The sequence below is a fragment of the Ruegeria alba genome, assembly GCF_022321465.1.
Taxonomy (GTDB): Bacteria; Pseudomonadota; Alphaproteobacteria; order Rhodobacterales; family Rhodobacteraceae; genus Ruegeria_B; species Ruegeria_B alba.
Map to the genome: position 1 here is coordinate 40,811 of NZ_JAKOEM010000018.1, position 21,226 is coordinate 62,036.

Genomic DNA, 21,226 nt, shown 5'->3' on the forward strand with positions numbered 1-21,226 from the left:
TGCCTTGTCAGGTAGGCATATTGGGTTCTGAAAGAAATGCGGTTTCTCAGCTTTCGCTGAGCGCGACCTTCATGTCCTTGACCTGATAGATCACTTCGCCATCGGCCTCGACGATGCCGTCGGCAACGCCCATGGTCAGGCGGCGGGTCTGGATCGCCTTGGTGAAATCCACCTTGTAGGTCAGCATCTTGCGGTCGGGCCGCACCATGCCGGTCAGCTTGACCTCGCCCACACCCAGCGCATAGCCGCGCCCCTGCCAGCCGCGCCAGCCAAGGTTGAAGCCGGTCAGCTGCCACAGTCCGTCCAGGCCAAGGCAGCCGGGCATGATCGGGTTGCCGGGGAAATGGCAGTCAAAGAACCACAGGTCGGGAGTGATGTCGAACTCGGCCCGAATGTGACCTTTGCCATGGGCGCCGCCATCGGCGGACACCTCGGTGATCCGGTCCATCATCAGCATCGGCGGCGCCGGCAGCTGTGCATTGCCGGGACCAAACAGCTCGCCACGAGCGCATTTCAGCAGTTCGTCCTTGTCAAAGCTGCTCGGGTATTGGGCCATCTGCCTGTCTCTCCTGCCTGTGGGTCTGTCTAGCATAGCTGGACTCCTCTAGCATCGCCAAAGCTTGTCCCGCAAGGGCGGCAAAGGGATCTGTGGTCGCAGGTCCACAGCCAGATGCGAATGAATTTCATTTGAGTTTTACGTTGCGCGCACTTTATATATACCGTTAGCCGCAACGGAACGGGACCGATGACGCCGAATTCTCAGGAAATCGCCACCGACTGGCTGGTAGATGCCGGGCTGCGCCCGACCCGTCAACGCGTGGCGCTGGCCGAGCTGTTGGTGGGCGATGGCCGCCACCGCCATGTGACCGCCGAAAGCCTGTTCGATGCCGCCCGGACCAAGGGCGCCGCCGTGTCGCTGGCAACCGTCTACAACACGCTGCGCGCCTTTTGCGAGGCCGGTGTGTTGCAGGAGATCACGGTGGATGGCTCGAAAAGCTATTTCGACACCAATACCCACGATCACCCGCATTTCTTCTGGGAGGACGAGGGGCGGCTGTCGGATGCGCCCTCGGATCAGCTGGTGATCCAGCGCCTGCCCGAAGCGCCCGAAGGGGTCGAGATCGCCTCGGTCGATGTGGTGATCCGGCTGCGCCGCAAGGGCTGATCAACCCGCGCCGAACAAATCCGTCAAGACCTGTGCCGCCCGCGCGGTGGTTGCGTCCGCCGCGCCGGTGCCGTGCCGGACAAGGATCACGGATTCCGTCAAATCCGTCCCGACGATCGGGCGACTGAGCAGTGGCCTGCCGTCATAACTGGTGGCGTATGAGGGCGCGGCATAGCTGATCCCGACGCCTTCGCCATGGGCGGCGAGGCTGCGCAACAGCTCCAGCGTGGCGGCCCGGTGCGCCACCAGCGGCGACAATCCATGCCGTCGAAAGAGACCCAGCATGTGCTGCGCCGAAAGGCCTTCGTCCGACAGGATCAGCGGATGCCCGGTCAGCGCCTTCAGGTTGGGATCGGCGCCCAGGGCCAGCGGATGGTCGGGAGACATCAGGGCCTGCGGGTGGCTGCGATAGAGCGGTTGGCGGTGAAACCCGGCATCCAGCCCCAGATCATAGGTCAGCGCCAGGTCGATCTGGCCCTTGAGCAGCGCCGAAATCAGCGCCTCGAACCCGTCGGCGCGGGTGCTGACCGTCACATCCGGCAGCGCCCGGCGCAGCGCGTGCAGGGCAGGGGCCAGCAGGAAGGGCGCCAGATCGGTGAAACAGCCCAGATGCAGCTGTCGTTTGGCCGGGCGGGGATGGGCCGGATCCTCGATCCGGGCCGCGTCGGACAAAAGCGCCTCGGCGGCGACGATGAAATCGCGCCCTGCCGGGGTCACCGCCATGGCCGAGCCTCGCCTGCGGATGAAGAGGGGCTGGCCCAGATGCGTCTCGATCTTGGCCAGTGCGGCAGACAGTGCCGGCTGGGAAACGTTCAACGCGGCGGCGGCGGCCGACAGGCTGCCATGCCGGCCCACGGCACAGACATATTCGTATTGGCGCAGGGTCAGATATAACATCAATCTATTTATTAGTTCGAAAGATATGATTTGAACAGAAGTTCCCGTCATGCGCAAAAAGAGGCAGGACATCAGCCCCGGAGAGAACGCCATGCCGCACCCGCTTGTCACGCCCGAGATGATCGAGACCTTTCAGCGCGACGGTGTCGTGCTGGTCCGGGGCCTGTTCGCCGATCATGTGGAGGCCCTGCGCGCCGGGATTGCCGCCAACATGGCGGCACCTGGTCCCTATGCCTCGGAAAACCGCAAGGAGGGGCATACGGGCCTGTTCTTTGACGATTATTGCAACTGGGAACGTATCCCAGAGTTTCGCGAGGTGATCGAGACCTCGCCCGCCGCCGAGGTGGCCGCCGACCTGATGCGGTCGCAAACCGTGCAGATGTTCCACGATCACGTGCTGGTCAAGGAGCCGGGCACCTCGATGGCGACGCCCTGGCACCAGGACGGGCCTTATTACTTTGTCGAGGGGCGGCAGACCGTCAGTTTCTGGTCGCCGCTGGACCCGGTGACCGAGGCGACGCTGCGCTGTGTGGCCGGATCGCATCGCTGGGAGAAGGAGGTTCTGCCGACCCGCTGGGTGTCCGAAGAGGGGTTCTTTGCCGATGAGGGCCAGTACATGCCGGTGCCCGACCCCGAGGCCGAGGGGATGCGGATCGTCGAGTTCGAGATGGCGCCGGGCGATGCGGTGGCGTTTGACTATCGCACCCTGCACGGCGCGCGCGGCAATACCAGCAATTCGCGGCGTCGCGCCTTCTCGCTCCGGCTGGTTGGGGATGACGCGCGCTATGTGGAGCGTCCCGGTCGTACCTCGCCGCCCTATCCGGGGCATGACATGGTGCCCGGTCAGCGCCTGCGCGAGGATTGGTTCCCGGTGCTGCTGCGACGCTAGAGGGGGCGCTGCCCCGGCGCTGGCGCGCCTCCCCCGAAGTATTTATGGCGAAATGAAGGGACAGGCCGGGATCAGAACCACTGTCCCGGTTCCATCAGCCCCAGATCGAGCAGCTGGCGGGAATGCCATTCGAAGGGGGTGGAGTTGTGCCAGCGGAAGCTGTGGATCTCGAAGGTTGATCCGGGGTTCTTCTTCAGAGCCTTGGCGGTGCGGAAGGAACAGATCGCCGCCGTCAGGTTGTGATGCCAGGGACAGGCATAGGTGTTGTATTCCTGGTCGTCGAAAGTGTGATCGGGACGCAGATGCAGGCCGGGCGCCGATTTGAACAACGAAATGCGGTCGATCTTGCGGCTGTCCTTGGGGATATGTTCCTCGTAGCGCCAGCGCACGCCGCCGAAGAAATCGAGCTGCCGTTCGCGCGGATGGCCGGTTTCCGGGTCCTTGCGGGCCTGGGCGTAATAGCCGGATCTGTCCAGAAAGGCGCGGTCGAGTGAGACCCCGATGGGAAATGCGCTGAGGTCGTCGGCATAGAGGTCGATGACATAGGTCAGCATGGCATCGCGCCGCTCTTCGCCGTGAAAGGCCAGCATCTCGCCGATGCTGCGGGTCTCGCAGAACGGATAGAACAGGTATTCGGCGTTGAAGCAGTAATACATCCAGATGCCCGGCGCCGCGGCGATGATGCGGTTGATCGCATTGGTCACCGCCAGGCGCGGGCCGCAATCGAAGGGGATGCGATGGACCCGGTTTTCCACGTCGGGGGGCAGGGTAAAGGCATCGGGCATCAGCGCCAGCACCGATTTGAACCCGCATTGGATATGGTGGCGCATGGTGGTGGCCAGTTCGACATCGTCCTCGACGAAGATCATCGCCACCGGCCCCTTGGCCAGGGCCTCGGCCCCGGTTTTCAGGAAATGATCGAGTGAGGCGTATTCCATGCCTGTCCAGCCTGCCTTGCGTCTTTGCCTGTCTGGCATTCTGGGCCAACTTCGGTTAATTGCGCGTGCATTGCAAGCGGCGCCCGAACCCTGTAGAGGCCGCCGCTGATCCCGCGAAAACAAAGGTCCGTCCGATGTCCGACCCCAAGAAGCTGTTTATCAAGACCTATGGTTGCCAGATGAACGTCTATGACAGCGAGCGCATGGCCGAGGCGCTTGGCGGGCAGGGCTATGTCGAGACGCAAAGCGTCGAAGACGCCGACATGATCCTGCTCAATACCTGCCATATCCGGGAAAAGGCGGCGGAAAAGGTCTATTCCGAACTGGGCCGGTTCAAGGGGCTGAAGGCCGCGAAGCCCGATCTAAAGATCGGGGTTGCGGGCTGCGTCGCCCAGGCCGAGGGCGAGGAGATCATGCGCCGCCAGCCGTTGGTCGATCTGGTGGTCGGGCCGCAAAGCTATCACCGCCTGCCGGAACTGGAAGCCAAGGCGCGCGCAGGGGAAAAGGCGCTGGACACCGATTTCCCCGAGGAAGACAAGTTCGAGAAGCTCAAGAGCCGCCCCAAGGCGAAACGTGGCCCGACCGCGTTCCTGACGGTGCAGGAGGGCTGCGACAAGTTCTGTGCCTTCTGCGTGGTGCCCTATACCCGCGGGGCCGAAGTCAGCCGCCCCGCCGACCGCATCCTGCGCGAGGCCAACGAACTGGTCGAACGCGGGGTGCGCGAGATCACGCTGCTGGGTCAGAACGTCAACGCCTATCACGGCGCGGGGCCGAACGGCGACATGACACTGGCCGGGCTGATCTGGGAACTGGACAAGATCGACGGGCTGGAGCGCATCCGCTTTACCACCAGCCACCCCAATGACATGAGCGACGACTTGATCGAGGCGCATGGCACCTGCGCCAAGCTGATGCCCTATCTGCACCTGCCGGTGCAGGCGGGGTCGGACAAGATCCTGAAGCGGATGAACCGCAGCCATACCGCCGAAAGCTATCTGCGGCTGATCGAGCGCATCCGGGCGGCGCGTCCCGACATCCTGATGTCGGGCGATTTTATCGTGGGTTTCCCCGAAGAAACCGAGGCCGATTTCCAGGCCACGCTCGATCTGGTGGAAGAGGTGCGGTACGGCTATGCCTATTCCTTCAAGTATTCGACCCGCCCCGGCACCCCGGCGGCCGAGCGCGCGCAGGTCGACCCGGCCGAGGCCGACGACCGGCTGCACCGGCTGCAAGCGGTGATCACCCGCCACCAGCGCGAGATCCAGGACAGCATGGTCGGGCGCGAGGTCAGTGTCCTGTTCGAAAAACCCGGTCGCCTGCCCGGCCAGATGGTCGGCAAGAGCGAATACCTGCACGCGGTTCACGTGCAGGATTCCGGGCTTGAAGCCGGGCAGATCACCCGCGTTCGGATCGTTGCGTCGGGTGCCAACTCACTGGCGGGCGAGCGCGTATAAGCGCGTGTAAAGGGTAGCTCGCGCGACCCTGTCTCGCTGCAGCCATCTGTTGATTGCTGCTGAATTGATGACGATAGCAGCGCAAGCCTTGATCTGTTTTGAATTTGGAAACAAATTTTGGAGATCAGCTTTGTGGAATGTGCCGAGCACACCAATGTGAATCTGCGAGGCATGAGTAAACAAACGCAGAGAACTTGCCAGTCCAGAGTTAACGATTTTGGTCCAATCGACTTGGTGCGATAGAGACTGTAAGCAAAATGGATTCAATGGCTCGTGGATTTCTCTTCACAAAAATCTCGAATATTCTTAACCTTGCAGCAGTTTCGCGTCCGGCGGTCTAAGTCGATACAGCTGGCTGTTGGTAGTGGGGGAACCAGGTGAGGAATTTTCGGTGACAGATTTCAAATACAGAAGCGTGGCTGCCGCGCTTGCAACCGTGCTTGCACTGACTGGGGCGGTAACCGCTCCGGCGCTTGCCCAATCCAGCAGCGAGGGCACCAGTCGGACCGTGATCGGTGAACGCTATGTGCCGACCATCTGGGTTGATCCGGATGGCTGCGAGCACTGGGTGATGGATGACGGCGCCGAGGGCTTCATGACACCACATGTCCGCCGCGACGGAACCCCGGTCTGTCGCCGGGGTGCGCTGTGCGGCACGATGCCGACGGATCAGTTTTTTGCGACCGACAGCTATCGCATATCATCTGAAGGGCAAGCCCGGCTGCGCCAGTTCTTTCAGGAAACCGGCGCCAACGGCTATATCATCACCGGCCATACCGACAGCCGGGCTTCGGACGCCTATAACTTGCGGCTTTCGGTCAACCGGGCCAATTCGGTCGCGCGGGTGGGACGCGCCTCGGGTGCCCGCATTGTTGATGTACGTGGTTACGGCGAACGCGATCCGCGCGTACCCAATACCAGCGCCGCCAACATGGCGCAGAACCGCCGCGTCGAAATCATCTGTGTGAACTGAGGAGAGCGACATGAAACTGTTCAAGGGAATCGCCCTTCTCGCGGCTCTGGGCGGGCTTGCCGCCTGTGAAGCGACCGACAAGACCCGCGACCGAGGCATCGACGCAAAGGATCTATCGCAGCTCAAGGCAGGCATCTGGGTTGATCCGACCGGTTGCCAGCATTGGATTATCGACGACGGTCTCGAAGGCTATCTGTCTCAGCGGATGGATCGTAACGGCAAGCCGGTCTGCGACGACTCGCTACCCAAGGGTGTGGCCACCGGCCCGTTCAAGGAAGGCTCGAACATCGTCGACGCGATCTGAGTGCCTGACATGACATCAGGGCCGCCCCATGGGGCGGCCTTTTTTTGTTTCAAACAGGTGAAAACTTTGCGGTCCCGCTTGCACCGACCGCAATATCTTGGCTACGCTTGTCCCAGGACTGCGACTACAGGAGAGCGGATGGCCATCAGTGCCCTCACACCACCGCAAGACAGCAGCGCCCCCGAGGAGCTGCAACTGGAATTCCCCGACAACCGGCTGTTGATAGATTTGTGCGGCGAGCATGACCGCCACCTGGTGCTGATAGAGCAGGTGCTGGGAGTGCAGATCGTGCGGCGTGGCAATCTGCTGTCGGTTCTTGGCGAGGTCGGCGCGCGCGACCGCGCCGCCGAGGTGCTGGAGGCGCTGTACGAGCGCCTGCAATCGGGCCGCCCGGTCGAGGGCGCCGATGTGGACCGCGAATTGCGCATGGGACGCGGCGAAGAGGCTAGGGATACTCCGGCGGAGGACCAGCTGGAGATGTTTCTGGGCGGCCGGATCGAGATCAAGACCCGCAAGAAGCCGGTCGAACCGCGCACCGACGCGCAAAAGGCCTATGTCAAATCACTGTTCGAGAACGAACTGGCCTTTGGCATTGGTCCGGCGGGCACCGGCAAGACCTATCTTGCGGTCGCGGTGGGTGTGTCGATGTTCATCAACGGTCTGGTCGACCGTATCATCCTCAGCCGGCCCGCGGTCGAGGCGGGGGAGAAGCTGGGCTATCTGCCGGGCGACATGAAGGACAAGGTCGACCCCTACATGCAGCCGCTTTATGACGCGCTGAACGATTTCCTGCCGGGCAAGCAGGTGGCCAAGCTGATCGAGGAAAAGAAGATCGAGATTGCGCCGCTGGCCTTCATGCGGGGGCGCACGTTGGCCAATGCCTTTGTGGTGCTGGACGAGGCGCAGAACGCCACCACCATGCAGATGAAGATGTTCCTGACCCGTCTGGGCGAGGGCAGCCGCATGGTGATCACCGGCGACCGCAGCCAGGTCGATCTGCCTCGCGGGGTGACCTCGGGTCTGGCCGATGCCGAACGGCTGTTGAAGCCGGTGCCGGGCATCAGCTTCAATTATTTCACCTCCAAGGATGTGGTGCGACACCCGCTTGTCGCCGCCATCATCGAGGCGTATGAGGCTGACACGGGCTGAACGGAGTTGGGTTTGTGAGTAGGATCGCTGGGTATTTGGCGGCGCGGAGCGCGGAAGCATGACGCTGGATCTGACGCTGGAGGATTCGCGCTGGACCATCCTGCCGCCACTGGCTGACCGGGCGATTTCGGCGACGCTGGCGCAGATGGGGCTGGACCCAGAAATTTGCGAAATCAGCTTGCTTGGCTGCGACGACGATCGCATCGCAGCGCTGAATGCCGAATTCCGAGACAAGCCCGCCCCCACCAATGTCCTGAGCTGGCCCGCCGAGGATCTGGCTGCCGAAGAACCGGGCGGAGAACCCTTCGCGCCCGAGGCCGACTTCACCGGCGCCATTCCGCTGGGCGACATAGCCATTGCCTTTGACACCTGCCAGCGTGAGGCCGTGGCCGCGGGCAAACCTATGGATGACCATGTGACTCATCTGATTGTTCACGGCCTGTTACATCTGCTGGGCTATGATCACATCCGTGACGAAGACGCCACGCTGATGGAGGGATTGGAAAGTCAGATACTTGGCAACCTGGGGCTTGATGACCCATATACTATGGAGTGAGGGGCCAAGGGGCCTCGATTTGGAACAGGATTGATGGGCGACATAGAAGGCAGTTCTAGCGCAGCGCAGAGCGCGCAGCCGGAAGAAGCCGGCGAAACGAACGCAGACAAGACAGGGTTTTTCACCCGTATCATGGATGCATTTTCATCCGGTGAAAGCCATCAGGAACAGGCCCCGAACGGGGCCACGACGGCACCCACGCCGGTGCCGGGAATTCTAAACCTTCGTCGGATGCGGGTCGAGGATGTGGCGATCCCCACGGCCGAGATCGTGTCGGTGCCATTGTCGATCTCCAAGGAGGAGCTGGTCCAGATCTTCCGCGACAGCGGCATGACCCGGATACCCGTCTATGAGAATACGCTCGATACGCCGCTGGGCTTCGTACATCTCAAGGATTTCGCGCTGACCCATGGTTTCAACGGCAACTCGACACAGTTCGACCTGCGCTCGATGCTGCGCCCCTTGCTTTTTGTGCCCCCCTCGATGCCGATCGGGGTGCTGCTGACCAAGATGCAGACCGAACGGCGTCATATGGCGCTGGTGATCGACGAATATGGCGGGGTCGATGGATTGCTGACCATCGAGGATCTGATCGAACAAGTGGTCGGCGAGATCGAGGACGAGCACGATACCGACGAGGCGCAGACCTGGGTCAAGGAACGGGCAGGCTGCTATATCGCGCAGGCGCGCACGCCGCTTGACGAGTTCGAGACCGAGATCGGCCGCTCGCTGACCAGTCACGAGGATGTTGACGAGGAAGAAATCGACACCCTGGGCGGGCTTGTCTTCATGCTGTCGGGCCGGGTGCCCGCGCGCGGCGAAGTCGTGCCGCATCCCGACGGGGTCGAGTTCGAAGTCATGGATGCTGACCCGCGCCGGATCAAGCGGCTCCGGGTGATGATTCCCGACGCCGCCGAATGAGCATTCTTTCAGGCTGGCAACTGTGGCAGCGCATGATGCTGGCCGCGGCGCTGGGGGCTGTGGCCGCGCTTGGCCTGGCGCCGATGTCGTTATGGGTTGCCACGATCGGCGGCCTGATGGCGGTGCCTGCCTTGTTGCTCGCCGCTTCGGGCCGGCGCGAGGCGGCCTGGACCGGGTGGGCCTTTGCCACCGGCTATTTCGGCCATGCGCTGACCTGGATCGTCGAGCCGTTTATGGTGGACGCTGCGCGCCACGGATGGATGGCCCCCTTTGCCTTGCTGCTGATGTCAGGCGGTTTGGCCTTGTTCTGGGCGGCTGCCTTTGCTCTTGCGGCGATGCCTTGGCGTGGGCCTGAGCGGCGCGTGCTACTGCTCGTGCTGACGCTGGGCCTGGCGGAAATGGCGCGTGGGTATGTGTTCACCGGCTTTCCCTGGGCCGGTCTGGCTCAAATCTGGGTCGATACCGATGTTGCGCTGCTGTTGGCCTGGACAGGTCCTAATGGACTCGGCTTCGCGACCCTCGCTGCGGCCTTGATCCCCGGTGTCGGGCTGGCGCGGGGGCTCGGTGGACGCGCGTTGCTCTTGCGCTGTCTCCCGCCGCTGGCGCTGGGGCTGGCGGCGCTGGCCGCAGACGCGGCGCGTCACTCGGTCGAAAGCTCGGGCAAGGTGGTGCGCTTGGTGCAACCCAACGCGCCGCAGCATCAGAAATGGGATCCAGACTGGTATCCGGTTTTTCAGGAGCGACAGATCCGCTCGACTGCAGCCGGAACGCCGCCGGATTTGGTGGTTTGGCCGGAATCGGCGCTGCCCTATTGGCTCGACGAGGCCCGACCGGTGCTGGAACGTATCGCCGCCGCCGCGCGTGGCGCGCCGGTGCTCTTGGGCGCGAACCGGGCCGATGGCCCCCGTGTCTACAACTCACTTGCAATGATTGGCGCGGGCGGGCAGGTCGAGGCCACCTATGACAAGCATCATCTGGTCCCGTTCGGTGAATATGTGCCTATGGGTGATGTGCTGGAGCGGTTCGGTATCTCGGGGTTCGCCGCTCGCAGCGGGGGGGGCTTCAGCGCAGGGCCGGGCCCAGAGGTCTTGCCGATCCCGGGCATCGGTGCTGCGCTGCCACTGATCTGCTACGAGGCGGTGTTTCCGCGATATGCCCGCAGCCCCGCCGGGCGGCCGCGTCTGCTGGTGCAGGTCACCAACGACGCCTGGTTCGGAACCTGGGCTGGTCCTTATCAGCATCTGGCACAGGCGCGGATGCGGGCCATCGAACAAGGATTGCCAATGGTTCGGGTGGCCAATACCGGCATTTCGGCAATGATCGACCCGCATGGGCGCATCACAGCCGCGTTGCCTTTGGGACATGACGGATACCTGGACGTCGAATTGCCGCAAACGCTGCCGCAAACGGTTTACGGCCGGACCGGCGATGTGCCGTTGCTGCTGGCGATGCTGGTTCTGCTCGCTGGTGCCGCGCGGATACAAGGCCGATGCATGTCGCCAAATAGCGATTGACCTTGCCATTGGCCCCGCGTATCCCGGCTTGGACCTGCCACAACGGCTTCCTGGCGTGGCGAGGGAAACCTTTAATGGAGCACTTTTCATGTCCCGACAGAACTACATCTTCACTTCGGAATCCGTCTCCGAAGGGCACCCGGACAAGGTGTGCGACCGCATTTCCGATGCGGTGCTCGACGCCTTTTTGACCGAGGAGCCCGAGGCGCGCGTCGCCTGTGAAACCTTTGCCACCACCAATCGCGTCGTGATCGGCGGCGAAGTCGGCCTGTCCGATCAGGCCAAGCTGCGCGAATACATGGGTCGGATCGACCAGATCGCCCGGGACTGCATCAAGGATATCGGCTACGAGCAGGACAAGTTCCACCACGAGACGGTGGAGATCACCAACCTGCTGCACGAACAGTCGGCCCATATCGCCCAGGGCGTCGATGCCTCGGGCAACAAGGATGAGGGCGCCGGCGATCAGGGCATCATGTTCGGCTATGCCACCACCGAGACGCCCGCACTGATGCCGGCCCCGATCCAGTACAGCCATGCCATCCTGCGCCGTCTGGCCGAGGTGCGCAAGAACGGCACCGAGCCCGCGCTTGGCCCGGACGCTAAATCGCAGCTGTCGGTGATCTACCGTAACGGCAAGCCGGTGGGTGTATCCTCGATCGTGCTGTCGACCCAGCATCTGGATGAGGCACTGACCAGCGCCGACATCCGCGCCATCGTCGAGCCCTATATTCGCGAGGTCCTGCCTGAGGGGTGGATCGGCGCCGATACCGTCTGGCACGTCAATCCGACCGGCAAGTTCGTGATCGGCGGACCCGATGGCGATGCCGGCTTGACCGGGCGCAAGATCATCGTCGACACCTATGGCGGTGCCGCGCCACATGGCGGCGGCGCCTTCTCGGGAAAGGATCCGACCAAGGTGGACCGCTCGGCCGCCTATGCCGCGCGCTATCTGGCCAAGAACGTGGTCGCCGCCGGCATGGCCGAGAAATGCACCATCCAGCTGAGCTATGCCATCGGCGTGTCGGCGCCGCTGTCGATCTATGCCGATACCCATGGCACCGGCACGGTCGCCGATGCCGAGATCGAGGCGGCAATCCCCAAGGTCATGAACCTGACCCCGCGCGGCATCCGCACCCATCTGGGTCTGAACAAGCCGATTTACGAGCGCACCGCCGCCTATGGTCATTTCGGTCGCGAGCCCGAGGCCGATGGCGGCTTCAGCTGGGAGCGCACCGATCTGGCCGAGGCGCTGAAAAAGGCGGTCTGAACCGACGCATCGTGATCGACAAGAGGGCGGCCAGTGGGCCGCCCTTTTTCGTGGATCAGGGTGTTTCCGCTTGACCCGCACGGCGTGGTTTTTCACCCTTGCCCGGACTTACCGGGAGACTTTGCATGCACCCTCTTGCCAGGCTGACGCTTATCGCCGCGCTGACACTAAGCTCTGCGCAGGGGGCACATGCCGAAGAAGACGACCCGGTGTTCCGTGTCGAGGGCGAGACCTTGGTCTATGACACCACGCGCGGTGACGAGTCGGGCGGCACCGACGATATAGAGGTGTCTCATATCGACCGGTTGCTGGCGTTGCTGCGGCAGAACCCCGAGATCCGGGTGCTGGACCTCAACAGCACCGGTGGCAGCCTGTATGCCGGGCGCGAGATGGCGCGGATCGTGCTGGATTTCGACCTCGATACCCTGGTTTCGGGCGAATGTTTCAGCTCTTGCGTGCGTATCTTTCTGGCCGGTGCCGGGCGGCGGATGCTGCTGGGCGCCAAGATCGGCTTTCATCAGACCACCTGGTCACCCCGTTCGGTCGAGGAGTATTACACCGCAAATCGCGAGGCCGATGGCTGGGAGACGCCGTTCGATTTCGTCTCGTGGGTCTATGAGGATACCCAGAGCGAGGTACATGACGATCTGGTCTATATGATCGACCGGGGTGTGGATGCGGGGTTTGCGGTGCGAACCAAGGGCGTGCGCGCGGATGACAGCTGGTACCCTTCGCGGCTGGAACTGACCCGCGCCGGGGTGCTGCGTGAACGCGCCCGCGCCGCCGAATGAGGCACAGGGCCGCGCGGCAGACCCTTGCACCGGGCGCGCGGGCGCAGTAACCCCGCGGCCATGAGCAAGACGACACCCGACCGCCCGCGCCGCAACTTCTATGGCCGCATCAAGGGCAAGACCCTGAAACCGAACCAGCGGACCTATCTGGACGAGGACCTGACGCCCCTGTCGCCGGGTCCGGTGAGCTGGCAGGACAATCCCAGCCGCCAGCCGCTGGATCTGGATGCGCTGTTCGGCGGGCGCGAGACCTGGCTGGAGATCGGGTTCGGCGGTGGTGAGCACCTGGTGCATCAGGCGGCCTCGAATCCCGGCATCGGCATCATCGGCGCCGAACCCTATATCAACGGTGTTGCGATGCTGTTGGGCAAGATCCGGGCGGCAGGCGCTGACAATGTGCGGGTGCATCCGGGCGATGTGCGCGACCTGTTCGACGTGCTGCCGGCGCAGAGCATCGCACGCGCTTTCCTGCTCTATCCCGATCCCTGGCCCAAGAAGCGGCATCATCGCCGCCGTTTCGTGACGCCCGAGCATCTGGAACCGCTGGCGCGGGTGCTGAAACCGGGTGCCATCTTTCGCGTGGCCACCGACATCCCCGACTATGTCCGCCAGACGCTGGAAGAAGTGCCGCGCGCCGGGTTCGAATGGCTGGCCGAGGCGCCCGCCGACTGGCGCCAGCCCTGGGGCGACTGGATCTCGACCCGGTATGAGCAGAAGGCGCTGCGCGAAGGCCGGGTGCCGCACTACCTGACCTTTCGCCGGTTGGAGGGCTGAGGCAAGGGGGCGCTGCCCCCCGCGCCTGCGGCGCGTCCCCCGGAGTATTTCCCGCGGAATGAAGAGGGCGGTCGCGCGCCGGTTCCCGCTGGACCCTGACGGGGCAATTGGGTAATCGCGGGGGGAGTTTTTGCGAAGGAGCGCGCATGTCCGGACACGGCACCCCCATCCCGATGACCTCGCATCCCTGTGGCCCGCTGAGCGGCGTGGCCGAGGTGCCGGGCGACAAGTCGATCTCGCACCGGGCGCTGATCCTTGGCGCGATGGCGGTGGGCGAGACCCGTATCACCGGCCTGCTTGAAGGCGAGGATGTGCTGGACACCGCCAAGGCGATGCGGGCCTTTGGCGCCGAAGTGACCCGGCACGCGGACGGATCGTGGTCGGTGCACGGGGTCGGCGTGGGTGGCTTTGCCGAGCCGGATCAGGTGATCGATTGCGGCAATTCCGGCACCGGTGTGAGGCTGATAATGGGGGCGATGGCGACCTCGCCCATCACGGCGACCTTTACCGGCGATGCCAGCCTGAACAAGCGGCCGATGGCGCGGGTCACCGATCCGCTGGCGTTGTTTGGCGCACAGGCGGTGGGTCGCGAGGGTGGCCGGCTGCCGATGACCATCGTGGGCGCCGCCGATCCGGTACCGGTGCGTTACGAGGTGCCGGTGCCGTCGGCCCAGGTGAAATCGGCCGTGTTGCTGGCCGGGCTCAACGCACCGGGTCAGACCGTGGTGATCGAGAAGGAGGCCACCCGCGACCATTCCGAGCGGATGCTGGCGGGGTTTGGCGCCGAGGTCACGGTCGAGGATACCGACGAAGGCCGGGTCATCACCCTGACCGGGCGGCCCGAGCTGAAACCGCAGGTGATCGCGGTGCCGCGCGACCCGTCCAGCGCGGCATTCCCGGTCTGCGCCGCGCTTATCACGCCGGGCTCGGACGTGCTGGTGCCGGGCATCGGGCTCAATCCGACGCGCGCGGGCCTGTTTACCACGCTGCGCGAGATGGGCGCCGATCTGACCTATGAGAACGAGCGTACCGAGGGCGGCGAGCCGGTAGCCGACCTGCGCGCGCGCTATTCGCCCGACATGAAGGGCATCACCGTGCCGCCCGAACGCGCGGCCAGCATGATCGACGAATACCCGGTTCTGTCGGTGGTGGCCGCCAATGCCCAGGGCGTGACTATGATGGGTGGCGTCAAGGAGCTGCGCGTCAAGGAAAGCGACCGCATCGACGCGATGGCGCGCGGGCTGCGGGCCAATGGCGTGACGGTCGAAGAGGGCGCCGACTGGTGGGCGGTGCATGGTCTGGGCATCGGCAAGGTGCCGGGTGGCGGCACCTGCGAGAGCTTTCTGGATCACCGGATCGCCATGTCTTTCATGGTGATGGGCATGGGGGCCATGGCGCCGGTTTCGGTTGACGATGGCAGCCCGATCGCCACCTCTTTCCCGATCTTTGAGCCGCTGATGGGCGGTCTGGGCGCCAAGCTGGAGCGGACATGACGTTTACGGTTGCAATCGACGGACCCGCCGCAGCGGGCAAGGGCACGATTTCGAAAGCTGTCGCAGCGCATTTCGGGTTCGCCCATCTCGACACCGGCCTGCTCTATCGCGCGGTGGGTCGCCGCACGTTGAAGGGTGAGGCGGCCGAGGCCGCCGCGCGCGACCTGCGGCCCGAGGATCTGGAGCGTGATGACCTGCGTACGGCCGAGGTGGCGCAGGCCGCCAGCAAGGTGGCGGTGGTCCCCGAGGTGCGCGCGGCGCTGGTCGATTTCCAGCGTGCCTTTGCCCGCCGTGCAGGCGGCGCGGTGCTGGACGGGCGCGATATCGGAACGGTGATCTGCCCCGAGGCCGAGGTGAAGCTGTTCGTTACCGCCAGCGCCGAGATACGCGCCGAACGCCGCTATCTGGAACTGGTTGGCAAGGGCCACGACACCACGCGCGAGGCGGTTCTGGCTGATGTGCGCGAACGTGACGCCCGCGATGCGGATCGCGCAACCGCGCCGATGAAACCGGCCAAGGATGCGGTGTTGTTGGATACCAGCACGATGGACATTCCCACCGCGCTGTCCGCCGCGATTGCCGAGATCGAGCGAAAGTTGCCCGCGAAGGGTTAATTCCTTCGCGGGCGGGTCGGGGCGCCGGGAAGCGCGCCCCTGAGGCCGGGATCAGAGGTCGCCCACCGCGACATGCTTGATCTTGGCCCAGTTGCCATCGGCGGTGGCGGTGGTGCCGGTCACGTCCTCAAGGAACTTGTCGCGGGTCGCGGTGTTCAGGAACAGGAACAGTTTGCCATCCGCCAGAACGTACTTGTCCGGGTCGCCGTCGAACTTCTTGCCCACGGCCACGCCGTACGAGCAGAAACCGCCGTGCTGGGGCAGGTAGCGGGCCGGTTCCGATTGGAATTCCTTGAGGTTCTCTTCGGAGGTGAAATAGTAGGATGCCCCGTCGATGGTTGCCGAGTAGTTGGCAAAGCCCTCGACCGGGTTGCCGTCGCGCACCAGGGTCACCAGGTCGACGCCATGCACGGCCAGCGGCGCGCCGCCAGCCGAGATGCCGTTCGAGACGTTGACTTCGTCCGCGGCAAAGGCGGGTGCGGCCAGCATCGGCAGCGCAGCAATCAGGGCAGTGAGTGCGAAAGTCTTCATGTTGAGATCCTTCCAGTGTGGTTTCAACCGGGCGGATCGGCCCGGTGACCAACAGATAGAGGCCGCAACGTGAACCTGTTATGGCAGATGGTCCCGAAAGATTTGCAGATCGTACAGAGATTAGAATGATCGGTATGGTGCGAGGGTGGGTTTACATAGCCGCCGCCAGGCTTGCCACGGCAACGCCCAGATAGTTGCCCACCGCATAGCCCAGGATCGCAATGGCGATGCCAGGCACAAGCAGCGCCCGGTTGCGCAGCGCGCCGCAGATCACTGGGATGAAGGGCACCGACATGATCGCGGCGCCCGAGGCCACCAGATAGGTGTCGCGGTCGATCCCGAACAGGCGGCAGAGCAGCGCGTGCAGCGCCATCGCCCCCAGCAGGATAAAGGCGAAGTAACCGCCAAGGGCCCAGTTCATCCCGGTCAGCACCGACAGATCCAGGAGGGTGGCCGAGCTGAGGCAGAAAATCAGGATCAGGTACATGCCAAGGTGAAAGCTGGTCGGGCTGGCATGCAACCGGGGAACAAAGGCGCCCAGCAGGCCGAATGTGGTGATCAGGAGGATGGTCGCGGTGCCGGACCACGCCTGTGGCAGCAGGCCGGCGAGCGCCACGGCCACCCCGACGCACAGCCCCGCCACGCCAAGGGCCAGGGCAGAGCCTGCCAGCCCCGACCGCTCGATCAGCCGTGCATATCCGCGCGCGCTGTCATCGGTGATATGGGAGGTGTTGGCCGCATGAGCGCCTTGGGAGCGGGGCACAAAGGGCGGCAGGATCAACCCGGCCAGCCGCTGGCCCACAAGTACGATGACCAGCATGTAGCCGATGGAAAACACGATGTCATAGGTCACCATGGTCAGGAACAGCGCATCGCTGGCCCCGGTCGCGGATTTGATCGCGCCCATGTTGACGCCGCTGCCGGTATAGGCGCCCACCGCCATGCCCGCGACCTGCGGCAGGTCCGCGACCCGGCCCTGAAACAGTAGCACCCCCAGCAGGCTGGCAATACAGACCGAGACCAGCGACAGCGCCATGGCCAGCCCTGCACCGCGCGCCTCGCTAAGGGCGCGGCGCAGGTTGGCGGCAAACAGGATGAGCGGCAGGGCCAGCGCCACGCTCACCTCTTGCAGCATGGTCTGCATGTCGGCAAAGGCGCTCAGGTCGAGGCTCAGCGCCAGGGCAAAACCGGTGGCAAAGGTCAGCGGCACCACGCCGATCCGGTCCAGCGCCGGTATCCGCGCCGCCAGCCAGATGATCAGCGCAGGGAGTATCAGCAGGATCAGGGCAAACAGCATCGGCGTCTCCTAATGTGTCTCGTGCCAGACCGGCCACCATTCGGTGATCGCGGTGCCGTCGAACACCGCGATATCGCCGAATTGCAGGAACAGCGCCTCGCTCTGGCGCGGGCGGAAAAACAGGAAATCACCGGGTTTCAGGGTGCTGCTTGCAGGCAGATCATACATTTCCTGATTGCTGGAATGCCCGAACAGGGGTGATCGCCGTGCGCCTGCCGGGTGACAGGGATCGGCCAGCCAGTTGCCGCCATAGATGAAACAGGCCTTTTGCGGTGACCGACCCATGAGGCGCAACACCCGGCTCAGCCCCGGCGCCATCGGGATATCGGGCCGTTCCACGGTTTTCAGCACCGGCGTGGCGATAAAGGCGGCCGGTTGCAGCGCCTCCAGCGCGGGCAGGTCGAAATCGGTCGGTTTGACCAGGGCCGAGGCCAGCGCCACCTCGGTTTCCGGCCCGCTCCCGTCATAGAGCATGAAGGTCGTGCTGCCACCGGTGTTAATGATCAGCTTGGCGGCGGCCTCTGGCCCCAGCGTCTGGACCGCCATCGCATGAAACCGGGCATAGGCCGCCCGCGCCGCACCCAAGGCGCGGCCAGGGCTGGCGATCAGGCGGGGCAGGCGGGCGATATGCGGCTCGTACCCCATCAGCCCGGTCAGGTGCAGGTTCGGATCGTCGCGCAGGTGGGTCAGGGCGGCGGTGAACTCCCCGGCACGGTCCAGCGAGAATCCGCCCCGATGCAACCCGATATCGACCTCCAGATAGATGCGCAGGCGGCGGCCCGACTGTGCCGCAAGCGCGGCATATTCCGTCAGTCGTTCCGGGCTGTCGATCAGCCAATGCACTTGGGCGTCCAGAGCGGGCGATATGCCTGCCACGGCACCCACCGGCATCGGCTTGCCGAGCAGGATATCGGCCTCTGGAAACGCCGCCGCCGTCTGCTGGACAAAGGGCAGGTGAAAGCTCATCAGCCTGTTGGTCTCCAGCCCGTCCATCACCAGCCGCAACAGGTCCGGCGCGGGCAGCGATTTTTCGACCACGCGCAGCGCCAGACCGGGCGCCGTCAACCGACGCACCGCCGCCATATTGGCGGCCAGCCGTTCGCTATCCACCACCAGCGTCGGCAGGTACCGCCCCGCCGCGACCAGTGCCGCCTGCAACTTCTGAAAATAGGCCTCAGACATCCCCGGCCCCAAACAGCGAGGCGGTATGAGGATTAAGGAACTTGCCCTGCGGATCAAGCCGCGCCCGCAGCGCGGCGAACCGGTCGAAATCGGGATAGAGCGCAGCCAGATCGAGGGCGGTCAGTGCATGCAGCTTGCCCCAATGGGGCCGCCCGCCATATGCGCGCAGGATCGGTTCAATCGTGTCAAACAGCATGTCCAGCGGTTCCGAGGCCAGCTTGTGCACCGCGACCGAGACCCGCGTGCCGTCGTTGAAGGGCGACAGCCACGCGTCGTCCTGCCCGGTGAACCGCACCTCCATCGGGAAAAAGCTCTCCTTGCGAGATTCCAGTGCCGCCACCACCGCGCGCACCGCCTCTTGCGCGCCTTGCTCGGGCAGGTGGTATTCCATCTCGTTCATCCGGGTGGCACGGGCGGTTGAGAGCAGTTTCCAGTATTCGTCGGTCGTATCCTCCAGCACCCCGTCGGCGGGCACCTCCAGTGCCACATAGGCGCCAAACGCGCGGCGCCGCAGCCATGGCCACCAGCCCAGGATATCGCGCAGATCCATGAGCGTGGCGATCCAGTCCTCGTCCTCGCTGGGCACCCGCCCGGCGATCTCTCCCTGATACAGGTCATGGGTGATCACCGCCGCATAGCCCAGATTGGGCAGCACGTAGAATTCGAAATTGCGATGGGCGGCGGCCAGATCGTGCATGCGCGCGATCGCCTCATTGGTGGGCAGGATGAAGAGCTTGCGGTTCAGCGCATAGCTGGGAACCAGTTTCAGCGTATAGCGGGTGATCACCCCCAGCGTGCCCAGCGACACCCGGCCCGCGTCGAAGAGATCCGGGTCGCTGTTGCGGGTCACGTCGCGGATGGTGCCATCGGCGGTGATCAGGCGGAACCCTGTGATACAGCCATGCAAGGCCTGCAATCCGCGCCCGGTGCCATGGGTGGCGGTGCTGAACGACCCGGCCAGGGTCTGCACGTCGATATCGGGCAGGTTGGCAAAGCCCAGACCGTGTTCAGCGGCCAGCATTGCCGCCTGCCGCAGCCGGGTCCCGGCGCCAAAGGTCGCCATCCCCGCCGCCGCATCGACCGAGATCAACCCCGAGAGCCGCCCGGTATCGAGGATCATGTCCTCGCAGGGCACCAGCGCGGAAAAGGAATGGCCCGATCCCACCGGGCGAATGCGACCCGGCCATGCGGAGATGCGGGTGGCCAGTTCCTCCTCCGAACCGGCGGAGTAAATCTGCTCCGGTGTGGCCACCTGATATCCCGACCAGTTGCGCCAAAGCTGGCGGCCCGGTGGGGCAGGGGGGATCTCGGGGCTGTAACCGGGCCGGGTGAAATCGCGGCTCAGCCAATGGGCCTGCATCGCTGCGGGCACCGCCAGCCCGGCCAGCGCGCCATAGCCCAGCAGTTTGCGCCGTGTCAGTGTCATTGTTGCCCCTCCCCGGACATGAAGGCGATCAGCGCGGCCAGTTGATCGTCCGAACAATCGAGGCACAGACCCATCGCAGGCATGTTGCCGAACCCGTTGCGCGCCGATAACAACAGGCCATGTGCTCCGCGTTCCTTTTCCCGCGCCGCCCAGGCAGGGGCAAAGCCTGTCAAAGGCGCCTGCGCTTCGACCAATGCGTGACAGGCCATGCAGGACCGCTCATAGATCGCTGCCAGTTCCGGCTCGGTCGGGCGCAGGGTCTCGGCCCGGGCTATATCGCTCGCCTCCGGTTCCGGAGGTGCCCCGTCACCGGAAAGCCACCACCAGAGCGCCGCCAGAACCAGTGCCGAGACCAAGAGGATCAACGCGCGCATCAGGTCTCCTCCGCAGGAGAGCGCCGCAGGTAGAGCGACAGATAGGCATCCAGCGCGCGGACCATCTCGTCGTGATACTGTGCCTCCAGCGCGGGCGTGGCCTGTCGCGCCATCCGGTCTTCCAGCGTCAGGGCGATCTGCACGGCGGTGGTCGCCACCACCTGCGGGTCGCCGCCGGTAAATCCGTCGAGCCCGCGCGCCCAGCGGTCGGCCAGAAAGCCCACCAGTTCCGCATTGTCGTCATCCTCGACGCTCTGCACCCCGCGCAGCGAGGCCAGCAACAACAGGAGGCCCCGATAATAGGGATGTTCGGCCATGAACACGCGGATCCCCTCCAGCGTGCGGCGGATGCGCAGCACCAGATCCGGCTCGCTCTCGGTGGCGGCAATCGTCTCCATGAAATGTTGGCGCAGGTCGCCCGCGGCGCGGGCCGACAGCTCGTCCAGCAGATCGCGCAGGGTGGGAAAGTAGCGATAGATCGAGCTGACGGGCACGCCGGCCCGCTCGGCAATCAGCGAGGTGTTCAGATCGCCCGGCGGCCGCTCGGCCAACAGCGCGGCGGCGGCGTCCAGGATATCGGCAACCCGCTGGCGCGCGCGGGCCTGTTTCGGCGTCGCGCGGGTATGCATCGGGGTGTCGGTTTCGGATGAACCCATGGCTCCGCTCTCCTCTCGTCAGAAAGCGGAAACTTTTTCCGAAAAATTTTCAACTTCT

At 64.4% G+C, this 21,226-nt stretch carries 23 protein-coding genes and 1 riboswitch; of the genes, 14 read left to right on the top strand and 9 right to left on the bottom strand.

The genetic code is table 11. From position 1 onward, the window contains the following. Positions 1-46 precede the first annotated feature (46 nt). A complete protein-coding gene (gene fabA / locus MB818_RS16860) occupies positions 47-556 on the bottom strand; it encodes a bifunctional 3-hydroxydecanoyl-ACP dehydratase/trans-2-decenoyl-ACP isomerase (protein ID WP_234140269.1) in 510 nt (169 codons plus the stop codon). Between the two features lie 189 nt (positions 557-745). Here fabA and irrA point away from each other — a divergent pair, with 189 nt between their 5' ends. Further along, the gene (gene irrA / locus MB818_RS16865; protein ID WP_234140267.1) at positions 746-1,165 is read left to right on the top strand and encodes an iron response transcriptional regulator IrrA; all 420 of its coding nucleotides are present in this window, start codon (positions 746-748) and stop codon (positions 1,163-1,165) included. Here irrA and MB818_RS16870 read toward each other — a convergent pair whose 3' ends face one another. After that, positions 1,166-2,062 (bottom strand): LysR family transcriptional regulator, encoded by an 897-nt coding sequence (locus MB818_RS16870; RefSeq protein ID WP_238905813.1) that lies wholly within the window; start codon positions 2,060-2,062, stop codon positions 1,166-1,168. It abuts the gene before it with no gap. 91 nt (positions 2,063-2,153) lie between these two features. Here MB818_RS16870 and MB818_RS16875 point away from each other — a divergent pair, with 91 nt between their 5' ends. Beyond that, positions 2,154-2,951, top strand: coding sequence for a phytanoyl-CoA dioxygenase family protein (locus tag MB818_RS16875; RefSeq protein WP_238905843.1), 798 nt, complete (start codon positions 2,154-2,156; stop codon positions 2,949-2,951). 71 nt (positions 2,952-3,022) lie between these two features. Here the strand turns inward: MB818_RS16875 and MB818_RS16880 are convergent, their stop codons facing one another. Beyond that, positions 3,023-3,928 (bottom strand): hypothetical protein, encoded by a 906-nt coding sequence (locus MB818_RS16880; protein WP_439653295.1) that lies wholly within the window; start codon positions 3,926-3,928, stop codon positions 3,023-3,025. A 95-nt stretch (positions 3,929-4,023) separates the two neighbouring features. Between MB818_RS16880 and miaB the strand changes: the two genes are divergently transcribed. The 12 genes from miaB (at position 4,024) to MB818_RS16940 (ending at position 15,702) form a co-directional block, all read left to right on the top strand. After that, complete coding sequence (gene miaB / locus MB818_RS16885; RefSeq protein ID WP_234237849.1) at positions 4,024-5,343, top strand: tRNA (N6-isopentenyl adenosine(37)-C2)-methylthiotransferase MiaB; 1,320 nt, start codon at positions 4,024-4,026, stop codon at positions 5,341-5,343. Between the two features lie 436 nt (positions 5,344-5,779). Next, positions 5,780-6,316 (top strand): OmpA family protein, encoded by a 537-nt coding sequence (locus MB818_RS16890; protein WP_439653296.1) that lies wholly within the window; start codon positions 5,780-5,782, stop codon positions 6,314-6,316. 10 nt (positions 6,317-6,326) lie between these two features. After that, a complete protein-coding gene (locus MB818_RS16895; protein WP_234163612.1) occupies positions 6,327-6,620 on the top strand; it encodes a hypothetical protein in 294 nt (97 codons plus the stop codon). Positions 6,621-6,758: 138 nt separating this feature from the next. Then, entirely contained in the window at positions 6,759-7,769 is a 1,011-nt protein-coding gene (locus MB818_RS16900) for a PhoH family protein (protein WP_238905815.1), read from the top strand. Positions 7,770-7,827: 58 nt separating this feature from the next. Then, a complete protein-coding gene (ybeY, locus tag MB818_RS16905; protein WP_234168108.1) occupies positions 7,828-8,325 on the top strand; it encodes an rRNA maturation RNase YbeY in 498 nt (165 codons plus the stop codon). A 33-nt stretch (positions 8,326-8,358) separates the two neighbouring features. Beyond that, positions 8,359-9,246 carry a hemolysin family protein gene (locus MB818_RS16910; protein WP_238905817.1) on the top strand — a complete coding sequence of 296 codons (888 nt, stop codon included), beginning with the start codon at positions 8,359-8,361 and terminating at the stop codon, positions 9,244-9,246. Then, complete coding sequence (gene lnt, locus MB818_RS16915) at positions 9,243-10,760, top strand: apolipoprotein N-acyltransferase (RefSeq protein ID WP_238905819.1); 1,518 nt, start codon at positions 9,243-9,245, stop codon at positions 10,758-10,760. The genes MB818_RS16910 and lnt overlap by 4 nt, the downstream gene beginning before the upstream one ends. A gap of 31 nt (positions 10,761-10,791) precedes the next feature. After that, positions 10,792-10,842: riboswitch (SAM-SAH riboswitch) on the top strand. Between the two features lie 6 nt (positions 10,843-10,848). Then, complete coding sequence (gene metK / locus MB818_RS16920; RefSeq protein ID WP_234168113.1) at positions 10,849-12,030, top strand: methionine adenosyltransferase; 1,182 nt, start codon at positions 10,849-10,851, stop codon at positions 12,028-12,030. Between the two features lie 125 nt (positions 12,031-12,155). Further along, a complete protein-coding gene (locus MB818_RS16925) occupies positions 12,156-12,821 on the top strand; it encodes a COG3904 family protein (RefSeq protein WP_234168115.1) in 666 nt (221 codons plus the stop codon). Positions 12,822-12,881: 60 nt separating this feature from the next. Then, entirely contained in the window at positions 12,882-13,595 is a 714-nt protein-coding gene (gene trmB, locus MB818_RS16930; protein WP_234140253.1) for a tRNA (guanine(46)-N(7))-methyltransferase TrmB, read from the top strand. A gap of 146 nt (positions 13,596-13,741) precedes the next feature. Next, complete coding sequence (aroA, locus tag MB818_RS16935) at positions 13,742-15,088, top strand: 3-phosphoshikimate 1-carboxyvinyltransferase (RefSeq protein WP_234176903.1); 1,347 nt, start codon at positions 13,742-13,744, stop codon at positions 15,086-15,088. After that, a complete protein-coding gene (locus tag MB818_RS16940; protein WP_238905821.1) occupies positions 15,085-15,702 on the top strand; it encodes a (d)CMP kinase in 618 nt (205 codons plus the stop codon). The genes aroA and MB818_RS16940 overlap by 4 nt, the downstream gene beginning before the upstream one ends. A 51-nt stretch (positions 15,703-15,753) precedes the next feature. On the opposite strand, the gene MB818_RS16945 is transcribed toward MB818_RS16940, so the two are convergent. The 6 genes from MB818_RS16945 to MB818_RS16970 all read right to left on the bottom strand — a co-directional run bounded on the left by MB818_RS16945 (position 15,754) and on the right by MB818_RS16970 (position 21,168). Then, positions 15,754-16,233 (bottom strand): YHS domain-containing (seleno)protein, encoded by a 480-nt coding sequence (locus tag MB818_RS16945; protein WP_234140247.1) that lies wholly within the window; start codon positions 16,231-16,233, stop codon positions 15,754-15,756. 151 nt (positions 16,234-16,384) lie between these two features. Then, positions 16,385-17,530, bottom strand: a complete 1,146-nt coding sequence (locus MB818_RS16950) for a DUF819 family protein (protein WP_238905823.1) — start codon at positions 17,528-17,530, stop codon at positions 16,385-16,387. A 9-nt stretch (positions 17,531-17,539) separates the two neighbouring features. Next, positions 17,540-18,712 (bottom strand): DSD1 family PLP-dependent enzyme, encoded by a 1,173-nt coding sequence (locus MB818_RS16955; protein ID WP_238905825.1) that lies wholly within the window; start codon positions 18,710-18,712, stop codon positions 17,540-17,542. Further along, positions 18,705-20,138 carry a D-arabinono-1,4-lactone oxidase gene (locus MB818_RS16960; protein WP_238905827.1) on the bottom strand — a complete coding sequence of 478 codons (1,434 nt, stop codon included), beginning with the start codon at positions 20,136-20,138 and terminating at the stop codon, positions 18,705-18,707. The genes MB818_RS16955 and MB818_RS16960 overlap by 8 nt, the downstream gene beginning before the upstream one ends. After that, positions 20,135-20,512: a c-type cytochrome gene (locus MB818_RS16965; protein ID WP_238905829.1), complete on the bottom strand. Its 378-nt coding sequence runs from the start codon at positions 20,510-20,512 to the stop codon at positions 20,135-20,137. Before MB818_RS16965 ends, MB818_RS16960 begins: the two co-directional genes overlap by 4 nt. After that, complete coding sequence (locus MB818_RS16970; RefSeq protein ID WP_234184884.1) at positions 20,512-21,168, bottom strand: TetR/AcrR family transcriptional regulator; 657 nt, start codon at positions 21,166-21,168, stop codon at positions 20,512-20,514. The genes MB818_RS16965 and MB818_RS16970 overlap by 1 nt, the downstream gene beginning before the upstream one ends. Between the last annotated feature and the right edge of the window lie 58 nt (positions 21,169-21,226).

Bases quoted from the DNA above. Each gene is read 5' to 3' on its own strand.
- fabA (WP_234140269.1), bottom strand. From the start codon at position 556: ATGGCCCAATACCCGAGCAGCTTTGACAAGGACGAACTGCTGAAATGC.
- irrA (WP_234140267.1), top strand. From the start codon at position 746: ATGACGCCGAATTCTCAGGAAATCGCCACCGACTGGCTGGTAGATGCC.
- MB818_RS16870 (WP_238905813.1), bottom strand. From the start codon at position 2,062: ATGTTATATCTGACCCTGCGCCAATACGAATATGTCTGTGCCGTGGGC.
- MB818_RS16875 (WP_238905843.1), top strand. From the start codon at position 2,154: ATGCCGCACCCGCTTGTCACGCCCGAGATGATCGAGACCTTTCAGCGC.
- MB818_RS16880 (WP_439653295.1), bottom strand. From the start codon at position 3,928: ATGCCAGACAGGCAAAGACGCAAGGCAGGCTGGACAGGCATGGAATAC.
- miaB (WP_234237849.1), top strand. From the start codon at position 4,024: ATGTCCGACCCCAAGAAGCTGTTTATCAAGACCTATGGTTGCCAGATG.
- MB818_RS16895 (WP_234163612.1), top strand. From the start codon at position 6,327: ATGAAACTGTTCAAGGGAATCGCCCTTCTCGCGGCTCTGGGCGGGCTT.
- MB818_RS16900 (WP_238905815.1), top strand. From the start codon at position 6,759: ATGGCCATCAGTGCCCTCACACCACCGCAAGACAGCAGCGCCCCCGAG.
- ybeY (WP_234168108.1), top strand. From the start codon at position 7,828: ATGACGCTGGATCTGACGCTGGAGGATTCGCGCTGGACCATCCTGCCG.
- MB818_RS16910 (WP_238905817.1), top strand. From the start codon at position 8,359: ATGGGCGACATAGAAGGCAGTTCTAGCGCAGCGCAGAGCGCGCAGCCG.
- lnt (WP_238905819.1), top strand. From the start codon at position 9,243: ATGAGCATTCTTTCAGGCTGGCAACTGTGGCAGCGCATGATGCTGGCC.
- metK (WP_234168113.1), top strand. From the start codon at position 10,849: ATGTCCCGACAGAACTACATCTTCACTTCGGAATCCGTCTCCGAAGGG.
- MB818_RS16925 (WP_234168115.1), top strand. From the start codon at position 12,156: ATGCACCCTCTTGCCAGGCTGACGCTTATCGCCGCGCTGACACTAAGC.
- trmB (WP_234140253.1), top strand. From the start codon at position 12,882: ATGAGCAAGACGACACCCGACCGCCCGCGCCGCAACTTCTATGGCCGC.
- aroA (WP_234176903.1), top strand. From the start codon at position 13,742: ATGTCCGGACACGGCACCCCCATCCCGATGACCTCGCATCCCTGTGGC.
- MB818_RS16940 (WP_238905821.1), top strand. From the start codon at position 15,085: ATGACGTTTACGGTTGCAATCGACGGACCCGCCGCAGCGGGCAAGGGC.
- MB818_RS16945 (WP_234140247.1), bottom strand. From the start codon at position 16,233: ATGAAGACTTTCGCACTCACTGCCCTGATTGCTGCGCTGCCGATGCTG.
- MB818_RS16950 (WP_238905823.1), bottom strand. From the start codon at position 17,530: ATGCTGTTTGCCCTGATCCTGCTGATACTCCCTGCGCTGATCATCTGG.
- MB818_RS16955 (WP_238905825.1), bottom strand. From the start codon at position 18,712: ATGTCTGAGGCCTATTTTCAGAAGTTGCAGGCGGCACTGGTCGCGGCG.
- MB818_RS16960 (WP_238905827.1), bottom strand. From the start codon at position 20,138: ATGACACTGACACGGCGCAAACTGCTGGGCTATGGCGCGCTGGCCGGG.
- MB818_RS16965 (WP_238905829.1), bottom strand. From the start codon at position 20,512: ATGCGCGCGTTGATCCTCTTGGTCTCGGCACTGGTTCTGGCGGCGCTC.
- MB818_RS16970 (WP_234184884.1), bottom strand. From the start codon at position 21,168: ATGGGTTCATCCGAAACCGACACCCCGATGCATACCCGCGCGACGCCG.